12 protein-coding genes are annotated in these 20,637 nt (G+C 71.6%); 6 read left to right on the top strand and 6 right to left on the bottom strand.

Going from position 1 to position 20,637, the window contains the following annotated elements:
• Positions 1–8: 8 nt before the first annotated feature.
• Entirely contained in the window at positions 9–641 is a 633-nt protein-coding gene (locus ACIGO6_RS00130) for a TetR/AcrR family transcriptional regulator (protein WP_399869429.1), read from the bottom strand.
• Between the two features lie 168 nt (positions 642–809).
• On the opposite strand from ACIGO6_RS00130, the gene ACIGO6_RS00125 reads away from it, so the two are divergent.
• From ACIGO6_RS00125 to ACIGO6_RS00110, 4 genes are all read left to right on the top strand, one after another.
• Complete coding sequence (locus ACIGO6_RS00125; RefSeq protein ID WP_399869427.1) at positions 810–1,739, top strand: ABC transporter permease; 930 nt, start codon at positions 810–812, stop codon at positions 1,737–1,739.
• Positions 1,732–2,577: an ABC transporter ATP-binding protein gene (locus tag ACIGO6_RS00120; protein WP_399869425.1), complete on the top strand. Its 846-nt coding sequence runs from the start codon at positions 1,732–1,734 to the stop codon at positions 2,575–2,577. The genes ACIGO6_RS00125 and ACIGO6_RS00120 overlap by 8 nt, the downstream gene beginning before the upstream one ends.
• A 145-nt stretch (positions 2,578–2,722) precedes the next feature.
• A complete protein-coding gene (locus ACIGO6_RS00115) occupies positions 2,723–4,960 on the top strand; it encodes a CDP-glycerol glycerophosphotransferase family protein (RefSeq protein ID WP_399869424.1) in 2,238 nt (745 codons plus the stop codon).
• Positions 4,957–6,645, top strand: a complete 1,689-nt coding sequence (locus tag ACIGO6_RS00110) for a glycosyltransferase (protein ID WP_399869422.1) — start codon at positions 4,957–4,959, stop codon at positions 6,643–6,645. The genes ACIGO6_RS00115 and ACIGO6_RS00110 overlap by 4 nt, the downstream gene beginning before the upstream one ends.
• Before the next feature lie 282 nt (positions 6,646–6,927).
• Here ACIGO6_RS00110 and ACIGO6_RS00105 read toward each other — a convergent pair whose 3' ends face one another.
• From ACIGO6_RS00105 to ACIGO6_RS00090, 4 genes are all read right to left on the bottom strand, one after another.
• The gene (locus ACIGO6_RS00105; RefSeq protein WP_399871532.1) at positions 6,928–8,424 is read right to left on the bottom strand and encodes a hypothetical protein; all 1,497 of its coding nucleotides are present in this window, start codon (positions 8,422–8,424) and stop codon (positions 6,928–6,930) included.
• Between the two features lie 138 nt (positions 8,425–8,562).
• The gene (locus tag ACIGO6_RS00100) at positions 8,563–13,503 is read right to left on the bottom strand and encodes an NAD-glutamate dehydrogenase (protein WP_399869420.1); all 4,941 of its coding nucleotides are present in this window, start codon (positions 13,501–13,503) and stop codon (positions 8,563–8,565) included.
• A gap of 656 nt (positions 13,504–14,159) precedes the next feature.
• On the bottom strand, positions 14,160–14,831 hold the full coding sequence (locus ACIGO6_RS00095) for an HAD family hydrolase (RefSeq protein WP_399869419.1): 672 nt from the start codon (positions 14,829–14,831) through the stop codon (positions 14,160–14,162).
• Positions 14,832–14,889: 58 nt separating this feature from the next.
• Complete coding sequence (locus tag ACIGO6_RS00090; RefSeq protein ID WP_399869417.1) at positions 14,890–15,405, bottom strand: DUF6912 family protein; 516 nt, start codon at positions 15,403–15,405, stop codon at positions 14,890–14,892.
• A 306-nt stretch (positions 15,406–15,711) separates the two neighbouring features.
• Between ACIGO6_RS00090 and ACIGO6_RS00085 the strand changes: the two genes are divergently transcribed.
• Positions 15,712–16,659 carry an Rv3235 family protein gene (locus tag ACIGO6_RS00085; RefSeq protein ID WP_399869416.1) on the top strand — a complete coding sequence of 316 codons (948 nt, stop codon included), beginning with the start codon at positions 15,712–15,714 and terminating at the stop codon, positions 16,657–16,659.
• Positions 16,660–16,738: 79 nt separating this feature from the next.
• On the opposite strand, the gene secA is transcribed toward ACIGO6_RS00085, so the two are convergent.
• On the bottom strand, positions 16,739–19,588 hold the full coding sequence (secA, locus tag ACIGO6_RS00080; protein WP_399869414.1) for a preprotein translocase subunit SecA: 2,850 nt from the start codon (positions 19,586–19,588) through the stop codon (positions 16,739–16,741).
• A gap of 300 nt (positions 19,589–19,888) precedes the next feature.
• Between secA and ACIGO6_RS00075 the strand changes: the two genes are divergently transcribed.
• A complete protein-coding gene (locus ACIGO6_RS00075; RefSeq protein WP_399869411.1) occupies positions 19,889–20,455 on the top strand; it encodes a GNAT family N-acetyltransferase in 567 nt (188 codons plus the stop codon).
• Positions 20,456–20,637: the final 182 nt, after the last annotated feature.

Here is a 20,637-nt window from a genome sequence, read left to right as displayed (position 1 = left end):
TGCCCGCCTCACAGTGACTTCAGGCCCTCCGCCGTGGCCCGCGCCAGGGCCGCCAGGTACCCCTTCGGCAGCTTCGGGCTGCGGATCACCACCGAGCGCCAGTACAGCGGCCCCGAGATCAGGTCGAGGGCAAGGTCGGGGTCGAGGCCGGGGCCGAGCTCGCCGCGTTCCGTCGCCGCCGCGAGGATCTTGCTGGCGACGCCGTCCTGGCCCTCCCGCAGGGTCTTCTGCAGGGCCTCGGCGATGTCGGGATTGCGGGCCGCCTCCGCCTGGAGGTCGGGGATGACCTGCGAGGCCACCGGGTGGCGCAGGGCGCGGGACGTCACCTCGTAGAGCAGCCGCAGGTCGCTCTCCAGGGAGCCGGTGTCGGGCGCGGGCAGGCCCTGGACGGCGAGCGCGGAGACGATGTCGAGCACCAGGTGCAGCTTGGAGCGCCAGCGCCGGTAGACGGCGGTCTTGCCGACGCCCGCGCGGCGCGCGATGCCCTCGATGGACATCCGCGCGTAGCCGACCGCCGCGAGCTCCTCGAAGACGGCCGCCCGGATCGCCTCCGTCACGTCCTCGCGGAGCACGGCCGCCCCGGCGGGGGCCCGGCGGCGGCGCGGGTGCGGCTGCGGCTCGTCGGCGGCGTTGGTCGTCATGCGAGCCAAGCATAGGGCGTGACGACGAAACGGTTGCGTTCCGACGCTCACTCGGCCTACTCTCACGTCACGACGATACGGTCCCGTCCCGACGTAAATGAACGCGCTGCGGCTCTCAGGTGAACGCCCGGCGCCGCCACCCCCTCCCCCCGAGCGAAAGCAGCGGATGTGAGCCAGGTCCTCCACACACCGCCTCCGACACCGGCCCCGGCCGCTCCCGCCGACGACCACGACCTCGCGGCCCTCGCCGCCCGCCACGGCCTGTCGGTCAGCGGCGCCCGCCCCTCCCTGCCGGAGTACGTCCGTCAGCTGTGGGCGCGGCGGCACTTCATCGGCGCCTTCGCCACCGCCAAGCTCACGGCCCAGTACAGCCAGGCCAAGCTGGGCCAGGTCTGGCAGGTGATGACGCCCCTGCTCAACGCGGCGGTGTACTACTTCATCTTCGGCATGCTGATGAACACCAGCCGCGGCGTGGACGACTTCGTCCCGTTCCTGGTCACCGGCGTGTTCGTGTGGACGTTCACACAAAGCTCGATCATGGCGGGCACCCGCGCCATCTCCGGCAACCTCGGCCTCGTCCGGGCCCTGCACTTCCCGCGGGCCGCGCTGCCGGTCTCGTTCTGCCTCCAGCAGCTCCAGCAGCTGCTGTTCTCGATGGCCGCCCTGGTCGTCATCCTGCTCGCCTTCGGCGTGCCGCCCGCCCCGTCCTGGGTGCTGGCCGTCCCGGCGCTGGTGCTGCAGTTCCTGTTCAACGCGGGCGTGGCGATGGTCATGGCCCGGGTGGGCTCGAAGATCCCCGACATGGCCCAGCTGATGCCGTTCCTGCTGCGCACCTGGATGTACGCCTCCGGCGTCATGTTCAGCATCGAGCACATGACCGGCCCGGACAGCGGCCTGCCGTCCTGGGTGGGCACCGTGCTCCAGCTCAACCCCGCCGTCGTCTACATCGACCTGATGCGCTTCGCCCTGATCGACACCTTCCACGCGAGCCACCTGCCGCCCCACGTGTGGGCGCTGGCGCTGGGCTGGGCGCTGGTCGCCGGCATCGGCGGTTTCATCTACTTCTGGAAGGCCGAGGAGACGTACGGTCGTGGCTGACACCCCCGCTGACAACACCCCCGCCGAGCGCGTCCCCACCGTCGTCGCCGACGGCGTCGACATCGTCTACCGGGTCAACGGCACCGGCGCCGGCCGGGGCTCGGCGACCGCCGCCCTCAACCGCATCGTGCGCCGCAAGAAGGCCGAGAAGGCGGCGGGCGTACGCCGGGTGCACGCCGTGAAGAACGTGTCCTTCGTGGCGTACCGGGGCGAGGCCATCGGCCTGATCGGCACCAACGGCTCCGGCAAGTCGACCCTGCTCAAGGCGGTCGCCGGCCTGCTCCCGGTGGAGAACGGCCGGATCTACACGGACGGGCAGCCCTCCCTGCTCGGTGTCAACGCCGCCCTGATGAACGACCTCACCGGCGAGCGCAACGTGCACCTCGGCGGCCTGGCGATGGGCATGTCCCGCGCGCAGATCAAGGAGCGGTACCAGGAGATCGTCGACTTCTCGGGGATCAACGACAAGGGCGACTTCATCACCCTGCCGATGCGCACGTACTCCTCCGGCATGGCGGCCCGGCTGCGCTTCTCCATCGCCGCCGCCAAGGACCACGACGTCCTCCTCGTCGACGAGGCGCTGGCCACCGGCGACCGCTCCTTCCAGAAGCGCTCCGAGGAACGCATCCGGGAGCTGCGCAAGCACGCCGGCACGGTGTTCCTGGTCAGCCACAGCAACAAGTCCATCCGCGACACCTGCGACCGGGTGCTGTGGCTGGAGCGCGGCGAGCTGCGCATGGACGGGCCGACGGAGGAGGTCCTGAAGGAGTACGAGAAGTTCACCGGCGGGCCGGACCGGGCGACCAAGCCCGCCCCGAAGGCGAAGACGGCCGCCTGACCTCTTCCTTGAGCGCGCCCCTCCCCCGGGAGGCGTACGCACGGTTAACCCTTTTGCCCGATTAGTGCCACTATGGCCGAACGAACGAACAGGAGTGTGCCGGAAGCGACGACGGCGAAGCGACGACGGCGAAGGAGTCCCCGCGATGTCCGAGATACCGGAGATGTCCGAGCCCCCCGACCTCAGCGTCATCGTCCACGGTCCCAACCTCCAGGACCACCTCCCCGCCCTCCTCGACTCCCTGGCCGCCCACCCCCTCGCCGGCGTCGAGGTGATCGTCGCCGCCGTCGGGGACTGGGCGCGGGAGGCGGCCGAGCGGTACGTCCCGGCGTTCACCGTGCTGCCCCTGCCGGACGGGGCCCGCGACAGTGCCGCCCGCGCGGCGGGGGCGGCACGGGCGTCGGGCCGGTGGCTGCACTTCGTCCACGCCAAGGACGGACTGCCGCCCGGCGCCCCGCACACGATCGCCGAGCACGCCGTGGACCTCCCCGACACGGTGGACGTCCTGCTGTTCGACCACGTCCGCAGCACCTGGCGGGCCTCCGCCCTGCCCTCCCCGGACGGCCCCCGCCTCGCCCGCGCCGGCCAGGCCGGCCTCGCCCTCGACGACCACGCGGCGCTGCTCGGGCTGACCCCGCTGCTCGGCAACCGCGCCGTGCGCGCCGGCTTCTGGCACACGCACGCACGCCTCCTCACCACCGACGACGAGCCCTTCGCCGCGTACGCCGCCCTGCTCCTCGCCGACCAGGTCGCCTGCCTGCCCCACCCGGCGTACGAGGACCGCCGCCTGCGCCCCGAGAGCCTGCCGCCCCGCACGCCGGAGCAGCGCTACGCCCAGGTCGAGCGCTACGAGACCCTCCTCGACCTGGCCGCCGACCGCCCGGCCGCCCACGCCGCCCTGTACGACCTGATGGTCCGCGACTGCCTGCGCACCTTCGCCCTCGCCGGGATGCCGGACGACGTCGCGCGGGAGTTCTTCCGCCGCGCCTCCCTGGCCGCCCGGCGCCGCCGCCCCGAGGGCCACCGTCGCCCGGCCGGCCCGGGCGGCCTGCGCCGCGCGCTGCTGGAGGAGGACGCCCACACCCGGTACCGCGCCTTCCAGACCGCCAACCGCACACGCCGCCGGGTCCGCTCGGCGGTGCGCACCGGCAGGCACCGGGCCGGGAAGCACCTGCGCGCCCTCCAGTACCGCAGGGCGCTCGCGGCGCCGGTCGACCCGCACCTCGCCGTCTTCTCGGCGTACTGGGCCCGCGGCGTGGCCTGCAACCCGGCCGCGATCGCCGCCAAGCTCGCGGAACTCGCCCCGAGCGTCCACCCGGTGTGGGTGGTCACCGCGGCGAACGCGGCCCTGCTGCCGCCCGGCACCGACCACGTCGTCCCCGGCACCCGCCGCTACTGGGAGGTGCTGGCCCGCGCCAAGTACCTCGTCAACAACGTCAACTTCCCCGACGCGGTGGTCAAACGCCCCGGCACCGTCCACCTCCAGACCCACCACGGCACCCCGCTCAAGCGCATGGGCCTGGACCAGATGCCGTACCCCGCCGCCGCCCGCGGCCTGGACTTCCAGGCCCTGCTGGAGCGCGTCGACCGGTGGGACTACAGCGTCTCCGCGAACAGCCACTCCACCCGCATGTGGCAGCGGGCGTACCCCTCCCGCCACATCTCGCTCGACCACGGCTACCCGCGCAACGACGTCTACTACACCGCGGGCGCCGCCGACGTCCGCGCGGTCCGCGAGCGCCTCGGCATCCCGCCCGGCCGGCGGGCGATCCTCTACGCCCCCACCCACCGCGACTACGAGGCCGGCTGGACCCCGCGCCTGGACCTCGCCGCCCTCGCCGACCGGCTCGGCGAGGAAACGGTCCTGCTGGTGCGCGCCCACTACTTCTACGAGACGGCGGCCTCCCCCCACTCCTCCCCACTGACCGCCCTGCGCCGCACCGGTCGCATCATCGACGTCTCGTCCTACGACCCCGTCGAGGAGCTGTGCCTGGCCGCCGACGCCCTGGTCACGGACTACTCGTCGATCATGTTCGACTACGCCAACCTCGACCGGCCGATCGTGATCCACGCCGACGACTGGGAGACGTACCGCACCACCCGCGGCGTCTACTTCGACCTGATGGCCGAAGCCCCCGGCCCGGTCGCCCGCGACCAGGCGCAACTGACCGAGATCCTCACCACGGACGCCTGGCGCGACGAACGCGCGGCGAAGGCGCGGGCCGCCTTCCGGCGCCGGTTCTGCGAGTACGACGACGGCCGCGCCGCCGAACGCGTCGTACGCCGGGTCTTCCTCGGCGAGGACGAGCGGACCCTGCCGCCCGTGCTGCCGCTCGACGAACGCACCCCGGCCCCGAGCCCCGAGGAGGCGACCGCGTCATGAGCACCACTCGGGCGACGGACACTCCCGACGTCTCCGTCACGGTCATCGTCCACAACGACGCCGAACGCCTCCCCCGCGCGGTCGCGTCCGTGCTGCGCCAGACCCACGCGAACCTCGAGGTCGTCATCAGCGACGACCACTCCACGGACGCGACCGAGAAGGTGGCCCGCGAGCTGGCCGCCCGCGACCCCCGCGTCGTGTACCTCCGCCTGCCCGAGAACAGCGGCGGCTGCAGCGCCCCGCGCAACCGCGCCCTGGAGATCGCCCGGGCGCCGTACCTGATGTTCCTGGACAGCGACGACGAACTCCCCGAGCGCGCCGTCGAGGTCCTCCTCGCCGCCCACCGCGCACGCGACCTCGACTTCGCCATGGGCGCGGTGCACCGCATACGCGTGGACGGCGGACGCCGCACCACCTGGATGCCGCACCTGGTCGCCGAGCACCGCACCCTCGAGGGCATCGAGGCCGACCCGCGCCTGTTCTTCGAGCACCTGGCGACCAGCAAGATGTACGCCCGCGCCTTCCTCGACCGCCACGACCTGCGCTTCCCCGAGGGCATCCACTACGAGGACCAGCTCTTCTCCGCGCAGGCGTACTGCCTGGCCAACACGTTCACCGTCGTCCCCGAGCCGGTCTACCGCTGGTACGTCGCCCCGTACGCCGCCTCCGCGACGGCCTCCATCTCCAACCAGCGGCACCTGCTGACCAACGTCCGCGACCGCGTCCACGTCCAGCGCCTCATCGACACGTTCCTGGCCGAGAGCGGGCACGAGTCGCTGCGCGAGGACAAGGACTTCAAGTTCCTCAAGCACGACTTCCGGATGTACGCCGGGGACCTCCCGTACCGGGACGACGCGTGGCTCTCGTCCTTCGCGGACATCATGACCCCGTACCTCGACACACTGGCCCCGGGCGCCTACGCCCGCCTGCCCCGCGCCGAGCGGGTCGTACTCCAACTGGTCCGCGACCGCCGTCTGTCCGACGTACGCCTCGCGGCCCGGGGCCTCGGTCACGACGTGGCCCCGCGCCGGATCACCCCGGACGCGACGGACGGCCGTACCTACTGGGGCGAGGGCGTCCCCGACTCGGCACCGGCCCGCCGCGAACTGGACCTGACGGACCTGGGCCTGGACACCCGCCCGTTCTTCAGCGCCCGGCTCCGCCACGAGATCACGGAGATCACGCGCGGCCCCGGCGCCTCGATCGACCTCACCCTCCGCACCTACGACCCCGCCCTGCGCCTCCCGGTCGGCCCCCAGCGCGCCAGCCTCCTCCTCTCCCCCGGCCGGCGCCGCCTCACGGTCGCCTTCCGCCTCTGCCCCGTCCGCCCCGGCGTCTTCGAGGGCCACGTCCGCCTGGACCTGGCGGCGGCCCGCCTCCCTCTCCACGGCTTCGAGGGCGTCCGCCACCCCGTACTCCGCCTCCGCCACCAGGCCCAGACCCACACCGGCCTCCTGCTGGCCCCCCTGTCCTTCCCACCCCTCACCGCCCGCGTCCCCTACCGCGCCGGCACGACCCCCCACCGGGTCAGGGTGGAACCGGAGGGCCACAACCCGGGCCGCCTCCAAATCCGCTGGCACCCCGTGGGCACCACAGCAGCAGTCCTCCGCCCAGCAGCCCACCACCTGGCCACCCCCCGCATAAAACGAGCAGCCCACCTGGCCGCAGCCATCCTCCGCGCATAGCCGCGCACAGCACAGCCGGGCGCACCGGCACAGCACCGCCCAGCAGCGGACGCGCGCATAGCCGCGGGCAGTCGCGCCGCGCAGCCGCGGGCAATCATGCCGCCCCAGCTGCCGGCAGTCGCGCCGCGTAGCTGCGGGCAGTCGTGCCGCTGGGGCGGCACGGGTGGGCGCAGCGGCACCCCGCCAGCGCCGGGCAGCGCGCCCCACCCCCGCCCGACCCCCACGCCGCGCACCGGCACACCCCGGCCCACCGGAACAGCACCCCGCGCGGCAACCCCCCGCTCACACCACCGCATACAACACCTCCCCACCCGGCCCCCAAGCCACCACCCTCAACCCCTCCACCCCCCACAGCCCCACCCCCCGATCCACCACCCACCGCACCCCGTACTCCCGCACGATCCCACCCCGCTCACCCCCACCCACCCCCGCCGAGAAATACCTCCGCACCGCCGCCGCCCGATCCCCCTCGTCCCGCAGAAAGAAGTCGGGATACCCAGGAGCCACCGTGTACGCCCCATACGCCGGAATCTGCCGTGAGGCAACCTCCCTCGCCATGACCACGTCCCCGTACCCCACCCACGGCGTGATCCACCGGTACCCCTCCCAAGGCTCCCGGTACTTCTCCTCGACCACCCTCGGCAACACCCCCCGCCCCACCACGTAACCGAGCACCCCCACCTGCCCCCAAGCCCCCACCACCAACGCCGCCCCCAACACGCACCCCCACCCCACGGGCACCACCCGCCGCCCCACCTCAGCCCCAGTCCCAGCCACCTCCACCGCCACCGCCACCTGTGCCGGAATCAGCGCGGCAGGCAGCACCCGCCCCCACGACCAGTGCCCGCTCACCCCACCCGCCACGAACACCACCGCCCCCAGCACGAAGAACAGGACCAGCACATCCCGCCGGTCGCGCCACCACCGCACCCCCAGCGCCGCTACCCCCACCAGCACCAGCCAGTACCGCCCGACCAGGTCCCGGTACAACGACCGGTGCACCGCGTCCATCCCGTCCCCGGACCAGAGCAGCGCGAAGAAGTCGTAGTACGGCCAGACCCACAGCACCACCACCCCCACCGCGCCCCCGACCCCCAGCCACCCCCACACCCCCCACCCGGCCCGCGCCGCGAGCACGACGGCGAGCACGCCCAACGACGCGACGACCCCGGAGAACTGATGGACGAGCAGAATCACCGCCCACAACACCCCGCACCCGATCCAGACACCCCACCGGTTCCAGACCCCCCACCCGCCATCCCCGCGCACCACCCGCGCCAGCCACGCCCACAGATGAAACGCGAGCCCGAGCGCGAACACGCTCGGATACGCCACCGTCAGCGCAAGCGAGTGCAGCCCGAGAAAGCCGCTCCAGCTGAACTCCGCCGTCCCCCACAACAGCACCAGGCACAGCAACGCCAGCGCAGCCGCCGCCGGACGCGCACTCAGCAGCCGCACATACCGCCACACGCCCGTCACCAGCACACCGAGCGCCACCAGCCCCCCGATCCGCAGCACGACGAAGACGGAGGCCCCGGTCACCTTGGCCAGGCACCCGAGCAGCACCGTCCACGGCGAGTAGTACGGGCTCGGAGTGTCCGCGTCGACGAGCGGATTGCCTGGGTCGGTGAGGCTGTGCCGCAGGCGTTCGACAGTGGCCGCGTGCATGCCGAGGTCACCGACCCAGGGCAGCCGGACAAGCACCAGGAGCAGCAGAAGCAGAACGAGCAGCAGGAGCAGAACGAGCACCGCGGCCGTGCGCGGCAGCGCGGTGCGCATCACGACGGAACGCCCGGTCACCCGGCCACCCTATCCACACATAACGCCTCAGCCAGACATAAAGGGCGCCCCGGGTCAGCCGACCCGGGGCGCCTCACACGGCTGCGCCGTTACGCATCCGCCGTCACGCATGCACCGTCACGCATGCGTACGCAACAGCGTCCTCATCGTCCGCATCGCCACCGACAGGTTGGACAGGTCGAAGGAGTCCGAACCGTGGATCTCCTCCAGCGTGGTGCGGGCCCGCCCGAGGATCGCCGCGTTCTTCTGCTCCCACGCCTTGAACCGCTGCTCCGGCGTCGACGTGCCGTTGCCCACCGCCAGCACGTCGGCGGTGAGCGACGCGTGCGCCGCGTACAGGTCCTCGCGGATCGCGGCGCGGGCCATGGACTGCCAGCGGTCGGTGCGGGGCAGGTCGCTGATCCGGTCCATCAGCTGGGTGACGCTGAGCCGGTCGGCGAGGTCGTAGTACACCTCGGCGACGTCCAGCGGCTCCTTGCCCATGCGGTCGGCCACCGACACGATGTCCAGCGTCGGGAAGGCCGAGGAGAATCCGGCGACCCTCGTGGCCGGCTCGTCCGGGACGCCGGCGGCGGTCAGCTCGTCGTAGATGTGCTGGTACCACTCCGCGTCCGCACCGCGCAGCAGCTTCGGCAGCTGCGACCAGACCTGCTCGACGCGCTCGGCGAAGAAGTCGACCGTCTCGGCGAGCTCCAGGGGCTGCGGCCGGTTGTTCAGCAGCCAGCGCGTGCCGCGCTCGACCAGGCGCCGCGAGTGCAGCCTGATGCGGGTCTGCACGGCGGCGTCGACCTTGTTGTCCAGGGCCTCCACCGCGTCCCACACCGGGGAGGCGCGGAAGATCGCCCGCGCCGCGGTCTGCGCCCGCACGATCTCCTCCAGCGACGCGCCGGTCTCCTCGCGCATCCGGTGGAGATACGTCGTACCGCCCGTGTTGACCGTGTCGTTGACCAGGACGGTCGTCGTGATCTCGCGGCGCAGCGGGTGGTTGTCGACCTGCTCCAGGAACTGCTCGCGCAACGCCGTCGGGAAGTAGGCGTGCAGCAGGCCCTTGAGGTACGGGTCGTCGGGCAGCGAGGTGTGCAGCAGCTCCTCGGCGACCGTGATCTTCGTGTACGCCAGCAGCACGGCCGTCTCCGGACCGGTCAGACCGTGTCCGGCGCTGAGCCGTTCGCGGATCTGGCGGTCGGTCGGCAGGAACTCCAGGGCCCGGTTGAGGTGACCCTCCCTGACCAGGTGGCGCATGAAGCGCTGCTGGGCGTGGAGCATGTCCTTGGACTGGGCCAGCGCGTTGGCGATCGCCGTGTTCTGCGCGTAGTTGTTGCGCAGGACCAGCGCGCCGACCTCGTCGGTCATTTCGGCGAGCAGCTTGTTGCGCTGCTTGACGGTCATGTCGCCGTCCTTGACGAGACCGTTGAGCAGGATCTTGATGTTCACCTCGTGGTCGGAGGTGTCCACGCCCGCGCTGTTGTCGATGGCGTCCGTGTTGATCTTGCCGCCGTTGCGGGCGAACTCGATCCGGCCCAGCTGGGTCAGGCCCAGGTTGCCGCCCTCGCCGACGACCTGGACCCGCAGGTCCTTGCCGTCGACGCGGATCGCGTCGTTGGCCTTGTCGCCGACGTCGCCGTTGGACTCGGTGGACGCCTTGACGTACGTACCGATGCCGCCGTTCCACAGCAGGTCCACCGGCGCCGAGAGGATCGCCTTCATCAGGTCGGCCGGGGTCATCTTGGTGACCCGGCCCTCGATGCCGAGCGCCTCGCGGATGTGCGCGTTGACCGGGATCGACTTGGCCGTACGCGGGAACACGCCGCCGCCCGCCGAGAGCAGCTCGGTGTTGTAGTCGGCCCACGAGGAGCGCGGCAGCTCGAACAGCCGGCGGCGCTCGGCGTACGAGGTGGCCGCGTCCGGCGTCGGGTCGATGACGATGTGCCGGTGGTCGAAGGCGGCGACCAGGCGGATGTGCTCGCTGAGCAGCATGCCGTTGCCGAACACGTCACCGGACATGTCGCCGATGCCGACGACGGTGAAGTCCTGGGTCTGGGTGTCCACGCCCAGCTCCCGGAAGTGCCGCTTGACGGACTCCCAGGCGCCGCGGGCGGTGATGCCCATGCCCTTGTGGTCGTAGCCCGCCGAGCCGCCGGAGGCGAAGGCGTCACCGAGCCAGAAGTTGTAGGACTCGGCGACCTCGTTGGCGATGTCCGAGAACTTCGCGGTGCCCTTGTCGGCGGCGACGACGAGGTAGGTGTCGTCCTCGTCGTGCCGGACGACGTCGTACGGCGGCACGACCTCGCCCGCGACCATGTTGTCGGTGATGTCGAGCAGCGCCGAGATGAACGTCCGGTAGCTGGCGATGCCCTCGGCCATCCAGGCGTCACGGTCGACGTTCGGGTCGGGGAGCTGCTTGGCGACGAAGCCGCCCTTGGCGCCGACCGGCACGATGACGGTGTTCTTCACCATCTGCGCCTTGACCAGGCCGAGGATCTCGGTGCGGAAGTCCTCCCGGCGGTCCGACCAGCGCAGACCACCGCGCGCGACCTTTCCGAAGCGCAGGTGCACGCCCTCGACGCGCGGCGAGTACACCCAGATCTCGAACGCCGGGCGCGGCGCGGGCAGGTCGGGGATGGCCTGAGGGTCGAACTTCATCGAGACGTAGTCGTGCGGCTTGCCGCCGCTCGCCTCCTGGAAGAAGTTCGTCCGCAGCGTCGCCTTGATGACGGTGAGGAAGGAACGCAGGATCCGGTCCTCGTCGAGGCTCGCGACCTGGTCGAGGGCGAGGTCGAGCTCCTCGAGGAGGGCGTCGACGATCTCGCGCCCGGCACGCTGCCGCTCGGGGTCCATGCGCGCCTCGAACAGGGAGATGAGCAGGCGCGTGGTGTGGACGTTGTTGCGGAGGGTGTCCTCCATGTAGTCCTGGCTGAACGTCGAGCCCGCCTGACGCAGGTACTTGGCGTACGCGCGCAGCACCATCGCCTGCCGCCAGGTCAGCCCGGCGCTCAGCACGAGGGCGTTGAAGCCGTCGTTCTCCGCCTGACCGTTCCAGGTGGCGGCGAAGGCGTCCTGGAAGCGCTCGCGGGCGTCGTCGCCGAGGTACTCGGCGCCACCGGCCACCGACGAAGGCATGCGCAGGCCGAAGTCGTAGATCCAGGCCGTCGTACGGTCCGCGCAGCGCAGGTCGTACGGCCGCTCGTCGGTGACCTCCACGCCGAGCCGGCTGAGCACCGGGAGTACGGCGGACAGGGAGACGGAGCCGCCCTTCTGGTAGATCTTGAAGCGGCGCTCCCCGGGCGCGGCGCCCACCGGCTCGTACAGGCTCAGCTCGAAGGTCTGCTTGTCGTCGAGCCGCTCGAGGTGGCCGAGGTCGGCCACCGCGGAGCGCGGGCCGTGGTCGGCCTTGTAGCCCTCCGGGAAGGCGCTTCCGTAGCGGCGCAGCAACTCGGCGGAGCGCTCCTCGCCGAACTCGGCGTTCAGCGCCTCGGCGAACCCGTCGGCCCAGGAGCGGGCGGCCTCGACGAGCCGCGCCTCGATGCGCTCCTTGTCGGCGTCGGACAGCTGCGGCAGCTCGGTGCCCTGCGGGACGCGGACCACGAAGTGCAGCCGGGACAGGATCGACTCGGTGTTCCAGGCCGTGAAGTCGACGCTGGTGCCGCCGAGCTCCTCCTTGAGGATGTCGATGATCCGCAGCCGGACACCGGTGGTGTAGCGGTCGCGGGGGAGGTAGACGAGGGCCGAGTAGTAGCGCCCGTACTCGTCCTGACGCAGGTAGAGCCGCAGGCGGCGCCGCTCCTGGAGGTAGAGCACGGAGGTGACGATCGGCTCCAGCTCCTCGACCGGCATCTGGAACATCTCGTCGCGCGGGTAGGTCTCCAGGATCTGGAGCAGGTCCCGGCCGTCGTGGCTGTTGGGCGAGAAGCCGGCCCGGTCCAGCACCTCCTCCACCTTGCGCCGGATCACCGGCACCCGGCGGACGGACTCGGTGTAGGCGGCGGAGGAGAACAGACCGAGGAAGCGCCGCTCACCGACGACGTTGCCGTTCCCGTCGAACTTCTTGACGCCGATGTAGTCCAGGTACGACGGCCGGTGCACGGTGGCGCGGCTGTTGGCCTTGGTCAGCACCAGCAGCCGGTGCTCGCGGGCCTTGGCCCGGGCGTCGGCGGGCAACCGCTCGAAGGAGGGGCTGACGGGGTGGCTCTCGTCGGTCGCGTGGTGCGGGTCGGAGCGCAGGATGCCCAGGCCGGTGCCGGCGACGGCGGCCAGGGAGTCGTCGCCGCGCAACTCGTACTCGCGGTAGCCGAGGAAGGTGAAGTGGTCGTCGGCCAGCCAGCGCAGCAGCTCGCGGGCCTCCTCCAGCTCCCGCGGGGGCAGGTCGTCGGGGGTGGGCTCGTCCGGCAGCTGCTCCGCGATGCGGACGGCCGCGTCCCGCATCTTGCCCCAGTCCTCGACGGACTCGCGGACGTCGTTGAGGACGCGCAGCAGGTCGGCCGTGATCTGCTTCAGGTCGCCGCGGTCGGTCTCGCGGTCGATCTCGACGTGGATCCAGGACTCGATGTGCGCGTCGTGCGGCAGGTCGCCGGAGGGTCCGCCGGGGAGCACCTCGACGAGCTTGCCGGTGACATCGCGCCGCACCACGATCAGCGGGTGGACGACGACGTGGATGCCGCGGCCCTGCCGGGTCAGTTCGTTGGTGACGGAGTCGACGAGGAAGGGCATGTCGTCCGTGACCACCTCGACGACGGAGTGGCTGCACGTCCAGCCGTTCTCCTCGACCGTCGGGGTGTGCACCCGCACGTTCGCCGTGCCCTGGGGCCGGTTCTCGGCCAGCCGGTAGTGCGAGACGGCGGCTCCGAAGACGTCGACCGGGTCGCGGTCGGCCAGGTCCTCCGGGGCGGTGTGCCGGTAGTAGCGCCGGAGGAACGCGAACACGGATGCCTGGTCGAGGGCACCCGGGGACCCCTCGCCCGTCGTCCCGGTCGGTAGGCGCCCCCCGACCGGGCTGTTCTCAGCTACCCGCGCAGCCCTTTCGAGCAGCTCGGCCTTGGCTTCGTCCAGCTTGGTCTGCATTGTCCTCTGGCTCCTGTCGCGCGCCGTTGCGTGACGTAGAAGGAAGTACGGTCTCCTGCCTTCCGGCATGACGTCGGGACACGGGGTGTCCGGTCTGATCCGACGCTATGCCGCAAGGTGAGAGGAGCGGGGGCATATCGGCCAATGTCACCGCGCCCGCCGGGTGTGACGTCGCTCTCGCTGTCACCGTCCGGGGGATGCGCGGCGGCGTACCGGGGGCCTGCGGCGCCCCGTCCCGCCCGCGAAGACCAGCGACCGCCGCCCGGACACGGATGTCGTCCGTGCGTACCGGGCGCAGGGCAGGGGCGCCAATGCCCCCGCGAGCTATCGCGCTGATCACGCCACAAGGCTATCGCCCCCCGAGGACCCCCCGTCACGAGCCGCATGTGTACAAAACCCAGCCCAGAACTTGGACACTCTGCACAGAACCAGAGCCCACGCACCTGCCTGCCGTAGCACCGCGCAGCTGCCGGCCGTAGCACCGCGCAGCCGCGGGCAGTCGTGCCGCCCGAGCTGCGGGCAGTCGTGCCGCTGGGGCGGCACGGGTGGGCGCAGCGGCACCCCGCCGGCGCCGGGCAGCGCGCCCCACCCCCGCCCAACCCCCACGCCGCGCACCACACACAGCCGACCTCACACAACCGACGTCACCTACCGGCTCACGCCGCCAACCGCTCCGCCTCCGCCACGGCTTCCCCCAACGTGTCCACCACCGGCACCCCAACCCCCTCAAGACTCCCCCGACTGTGCGACCCCCCGGTGTAGAGCACCGCCCGCGCCCCCACGTACCGCGCAGCCACCGCATCGTCGGCGGCATCCCCGATCACCACCGTGCGAGCCGGCTCCACACCGGCCAGCGCCAGCTCCCCCAGGTGCCGCACCATGTGCTCGGTCTTGCTGCCCCCGGAGGGCCCGGTCCGCCCGTCGACGCGTATGAAGTGCGCCTCGATCCCGAAGCCCTTCACCAGCGGGACCAGCTCGTCGTGGTGGTACATGCTGAGAATCGACTGGCTGCGCCCCGCCGACCGCCAGCCCGCGAGCAGCTCGGTCACGCCCTCGGTGAGCCCGCACCGCACCCGGTGCTCGGCGTAGTGGCGGTGGAAGGCCCCGTCCATGGCCTCCCACTCGACATCCGTGGGCAGCCGCCCCAGCAGCCGCTCGTAGAACTTCGGCACCGGCACGCAGTACAGCGCCCGGTACTGCTCCAGCGTGATCGGCGTGAGTCCCAGCTCGGCGAAGGCCGCGTTGGTCGCCTCGATGATCGCGTCGTTGTCGTGGAACAGCGTCCCGTTCCAGTCCCAGACGATGTGCGCCCCGGTGTGCATCCCCATGCCAGAAAACGTACCCGCCGCCACTGACAGTCAAGACCGGGCCCGCGTCGGCGGGACGTCAGGCACCGGCCCCCACCAGGTTCGGGATCTCCTGCGTCGCGTACCAGAGCAGCTCGTGGTCCTCCGCCCCGTCCACGACGAACCGGGCGTCGTCGTCCCCACCGTCCGCCGCGGCGAGCGCCTCGGCCGCTGCGGCCACGTCCTTCTCGGCGTCCGCGGAGTCGACGTGCACTGCCGCCGTCTTGGCCAGGGGCAGTGGTCCGGCGACCCGCACCTCGCCCGGCGCCACCGGCTCCGCCCCCCGGTCCGGGTCGGCCTGGACGGTGCCGTCAGGGACGTCGGCGGCGACCACGACCCGGCGCCGCGGCGCGCCGTCATCGGCCGCCAGCAGCCGCAGCGAGGCCAGCGCGGCCCGGTTCAGGGCGGCGTACTCCAGCTCCTCGATGTCGTCCGAGACGTACCACTCGCGCAGCGCCGGCGTCACGGCGTAGGCGGCGAGCGGTCCGGTCCCCAGCGTGCCCGTCCTGTGTGCCTCGGCGAGGCCGGAAAGGGTCAGGGGGACGTAGACGCGCATGAGACTGCCGCTTTCGTGGTCGGGGACTCCGGGGAGTCTGAAGGGCCTTCAGGATACGTGCGGTGTCCCCTTTCGGGTCCCCACCCACGGTGCCGAACACGTCCACCCACGGCCCCGGAATTCACCCGGGTCACCCGCTCCGCGCCGGGCTTTTCGACCACCCCGGCCACTCTGATAGGTGAACCTCCACGCCCTCCCGACCCGGCCGCCCTCCTCCTTGCCCTCCCGGCCCACCGCCCCGTACAAGATCCCCGACCATGAAGTTACTGCCCGGTATCACCCGGGCCGCCGAACGGGGACCCCTCCATGCGCAAGGTCATGACCCGGACCCAGCTCCGCCCGATCCCCCACACCCCAGCCACCCCCGCCGCACTCACCCCGACGGACGCCACGTCACACCCGGGCGGCACACCCCTGCACACCTCCGCCGGCGTCCACCGCAAGGACCGTACGGACGGACCGGCACCGCTCGCCACGGCACCGCCCGCCGGCACCGGCTCCCCCACGTCCCGCCCGCCGGGCCTCACCGCGCTGCGCACCCCCGCCGACGGCCCGTCCCGCACCCCCGGCGGCGTGCCGCCACGCAGGCCCGGGGGAAGCGGCGTCGCGCGAGCCGGTGCGCCCGGTGGCCGTCCGCCGGGCTCGCCGGGACGGTCCCCGCGGACCCGTACGAGGCCGGCGGACACTCGCCCGCCCACGGCCGGTCCGGGCCGCGCCACCGCGACGGGCTCGCGTCGCGCGGCACCCGGCGCCTCCGCGGCGGGCCCGGACACACCGGCTGCCGTGACGGGTTTCCGCGCGGCGGCAGACGTCCGCGTCCCGGCCCCGAACGCACCGGCCACCCACCGGCGGTCCGTCCCGGCCCCCGCAGCGCCTCTCGTCCCCACCCAGGCCCCCCGCCGCCCCGTTCCGCAACTGCGCCCCACCGACCGTTTCGCCGAGCTCCTCCTCGGCGTGCTCAGCGGCCGGCGCCCCGTCCACTCGATGCTCCGGCACACCGCCGGCCGGGCCTACGACGAGCTGGCCCACCTCGCCGAACGCGGCCCCCTGCGTACCCGCGGCACCCACCCCGTCGTCCGCGACATCGGCTACTTCGAGCCCCGCCCGGGCGCGCTGGAGGTATTCGCCCGCATCGGCGCGGGTGACCAGCTGCGCGCCATGGCCTTCCGCCTGGAGCAGGGCCGGGACCTGCGCTGGCGCTGCACGGCGGTGGAACTGGGCGGGCCCCGCAGGCCGCACACCGCCGACGACTGAGACAGACGGAAGGGCCGGTCGCCCCCTGGGGCGACCGGCCCTTCCCACCACTGCGGCGCCCGCAGGCACCGCACCGTCACTACTTCTTGCGGCGTCGACCGCCCTTGGCCTGCTTGCGGCGCTCCGCGCGGGTGAGCCCGTCGGACTGGGCCTGTGCGGGCTCCCCGTCGGTGGTGAAGTCGCCCTCGACGACACCGCCCTCACCGTCCACGGTCGGCGCGGAGAAGTGCAGGTCCCGGCGCTGCGGGGCGTCGAGTCCCTTGGCCCGGATCTCCGGGCGGGCGGCACTCGCCTGGGCCGGCACCGCGTCCTGGGGGCCCTTCTCCAGCGACGGCGCGGCGGCCTCGACCGGCACCTCCTCGACCTGCTGCTCGACCTGGACCTCCAGGTTGAACAGATAGCCGACGGACTCCTCCTTGATGCCCTCCATCATGGCCTGGAACATGTCGAAGCCCTCGCGCTGGTACTCCACCAGGGGGTCCTTCTGCGCCATCGCGCGCAGGCCGATGCCCTCCTGGAGGTAGTCCATCTCGTACAGGTGCTCGCGCCACTTGCGGTCCAGGACCGAGAGCACGACCCGGCGCTCCAGCTCACGCATGATCTCGGAGCCGAGCTGCGTCTCACGCGCCTCGTACTGCTCCTGGATGTCGTCCTTGATGGACTCACCGATGTACTCGGCGGTCAGCCCGGCCCGGTCGCCGGCCGCCTCCTCCAGCTCCTCGACGGTGACCTTCACCGGGTAGAGCTGCTTGAAGGCGCCCCACAGACGGTCGAGGTCCCAGTCCTCCGGGAAGCCCTCGGCGGTCTCTGCCTGCACGTACGCGTCGATCGTGTCGTTCATGAAGTGCTGGATCTGCTCCTGCAGGTCCTCGCCCTCCAGAACGCGGCGACGCTCGCCGTAGATGACCTCGCGCTGCCGGTTGAGGACCTCGTCGTACTTCAGGACGTTCTTACGGGTCTCGAAGTTCTGCGTCTCGACCTGCGACTGGGCGGACGCGATCGCGCGCGTGACCATCTTGTTCTCGATCGGCACGTCGTCGGGGACGTTCGCCATCGACATCACGCGCTCGACCATCTGGGCCTTGAACAACCGCATCAGGTCGTCGCCCAGGGAGAGGTAGAAACGGGACTCACCGGGGTCGCCCTGGCGACCGGAACGACCGCGCAGCTGGTTGTCGATCCGGCGCGACTCGTGCCGCTCGGTGCCCAGCACGTAGAGGCCGCCGAGCTTCTCGACCTCTTCCTTCTCGGCCTTGACCGCCTGCTCGGCCCGTTCCAGCGCGGCGGGCAGGGCCGCGGCCCACTCCTCGATGTGCTCCTCCGGGTCGAGGCCGCGCTGGCGCAGCTCCGCCTCGGCGAGGTCCTCGGGGTTTCCGCCGAGCTTGATGTCCGTACCACGGCCGGCCATGTTGGTGGCCACCGTGACCGAGCCCTTGCGGCCGGCCTGGGCGACGATCGTCGCCTCCCGGTCGTGCTGCTTCGCGTTGAGCACCTCGTGCTGGACGCCGCGCTTGCTGAGCTGCTGCGAGAGGTACTCGGACTTCTCGACCGAGGTGGTGCCGACGAGGATCGGCTGCCCCTTGCCGTGCTTCTCCTCGATGTCGTCGACGACCGCCTCGAACTTCGCGACCTCGGTGCGGTAGATCAGGTCCGACTGGTCCTTGCGGATCATCGGCCGGTTGGTCGGGATGGGCACCACGCCGAGCTTGTAGATCTGGTGGAACTCGGCGGCCTCGGTCATCGCCGTACCGGTCATGCCGGACAGTCCGGGCTGTTCCTTGCCGCTGTGGTCGTGGCGCTTGTAGAGGCGGAAGAAGTTCTGCAGGGTGATCGTGGCGAGCGTCTGGTTCTCGTCCTTGATGTCCACCCCTTCCTTCGCCTCGATCGCCTGGTGCATGCCCTCGTTGTAGCGGCGGCCGGCGAGGATACGGCCGGTGTGTTCGTCGACGATCATGACTTCGCCGTCGATGACGACGTAGTCCTTGTCCTTCTTGAAGAGTTCCTTGGCCTTGATGGCGTTGTTCAGGTAGCCGACCAGCGGGGTGTTCACCGACTCGTAGAGGTTGTCGATGCCCAGCCAGTCCTCGACCTTGGCGACGCCGGACTCGTGGATGGCGACGGTGCGCTTCTTCTCGTCGACCTCGTAGTCGCCGGTCTCCTCGATGCCCTTGAGGGTGTTGCCCGCCTCGCCCTTCTTCAGGCGGGTGACCAGCTTGGCGAAGTCGCCGTACCACTTGGTGGCCTGGTCGGCCGGGCCGGAGATGATCAGCGGCGTACGGGCCTCGTCGACCAGGATGGAGTCGACCTCGTCGACGATGGCGAAGTTGTGGCCGCGCTGGACGAGCTCGTCCTTGGACCAGGCCATGTTGTCGCGCAGGTAGTCGAAGCCGAACTCGTTGTTCGTGCCGTAGGTGATGTCGCAGCCGTACATCTCTCGGCGCTGGGCCGGCGTCTGGTTGGCCAGGATGCAACCGACGGTCAGACCGAGGAACTTGTGGACGCGGCCCATCATCTCGGAGTCGCGCTCGGCCAGGTAGTCGTTGACCGTGACGATGTGCACGCCCTCGCCGGACAGGGCGTTGAGGTAGGCGGGAAGGGTGCCGACGAGGGTCTTGCCCTCACCGGTCTTCATCTCGGCGACGTAGCCCATGTGCAGGGCCGCGCCGCCCATGATCTGCACGTCGTAGTGCCGCTGGCCCAGGACGCGCTTGGCGGCCTCGCGGACCGTGGCGAAGGCTTCGGGCAGCAGGTCGTCCAGGCTCTCACCGTCGGCGTACCGCTGCTTGTACTCATCGGTGAGGGCCCTCAGCTCGGCGTCGGAGAGGTCGACGAAGTCCTCTTCGATGGAGTTGACCTGGTCCGCGATGCGGTGCAGCTTGCGCAGGATCTTGCCTTCGCCTGCACGCATGATCTTCGAGAGGACGGACACGGGGGTTGGTCTCCTTGCCGGTCGGGCCTGGGACGGTCGGTTTCCTGTGACTGACTGAGCAACGGCCATCGTATGCGAGGACCCCGCCGCCCCGGGAGGCCTGCCGTACGGGGACCGTGTGCGCCGTCATCCTGCTTTTGTTCTGCTGTCATCCGGTTCAACGTCCGGGCGCGGCGGATGGTGCCGCCCCTGCCGAAGAATTGCGCGAAAAGTGACCGCCCGTTCACGCACTGCTCCGGCGCGGCACCCCGCACGGCAAAAGAATGGCGGCCGCCTCGGACCGCCGCGCAGAATCGGCCGATGGAACCCATCACGCTGACCACCGACCGCCTCGTCCTGCGCCCGGTCGGCGCCCAGGACACCGAGGCCGTGTACGCCGCCGCGCAGGATCCCGACATCCAGCGCTGGACGACGATCCCCTCGCCCTACCTGCCGGAGCACGCGCGGAGCTTCACGGAGCAGATGGTTCCCGACGGCTGGGCGAACGACTCGACGTTCAACTTCGGCATCTTCCTTCCCACCGGAGAACTGGCAGGCATGCTCGGCGTCACGATGATCTCGCCGGGCGTCGGCGAGATCGGCTTCTGGGGCACCAAGGAGCACCGCGGCCACGGCTACGTCACCGAGGCCGCCGTCGCCGTCTCCCACTGGGCCTTCACCCATCGGGCGGTCGACCGCATGGAGTGGCGTGCCGAGGTCGGCAACACGGCCTCCCGCGCGGTGGCCCAACGCGCCGGCTTCACCATGGAGGGCACCTTGCGCTCCGCGATCAACAACAAGGGCACACGCCGCGACTGCTGGATCGCCTCCCTCCTCCCCTCAGACCTCTCCCTCCCCCCGACGTCCCCATACCTGCCGGCCCCTTGACGACGGGCAGTCGCGCCGCCCGAGCTGCGGGCAGTCGTGCCGCGTAGCTGCGGGCAGTCGTGCCGCGTAGCTGCGGGCAGTCGTGCCGCTGGGGCGGCACGGGTGGGCGCAGCGGCACCCCGCCGGCGCCGGGCAGCGCGCCCCGCCCCCGCCCAACCCCCACGCCGCGCACCGGCACACCC

The organism is Streptomyces sp. NPDC053750, assembly GCF_044544295.1.
In the GTDB taxonomy this organism is placed as follows: domain Bacteria; phylum Actinomycetota; class Actinomycetes; order Streptomycetales; family Streptomycetaceae; genus Streptomyces.
This window is presented reverse-complemented; position numbering and strand designations above follow the sequence as displayed.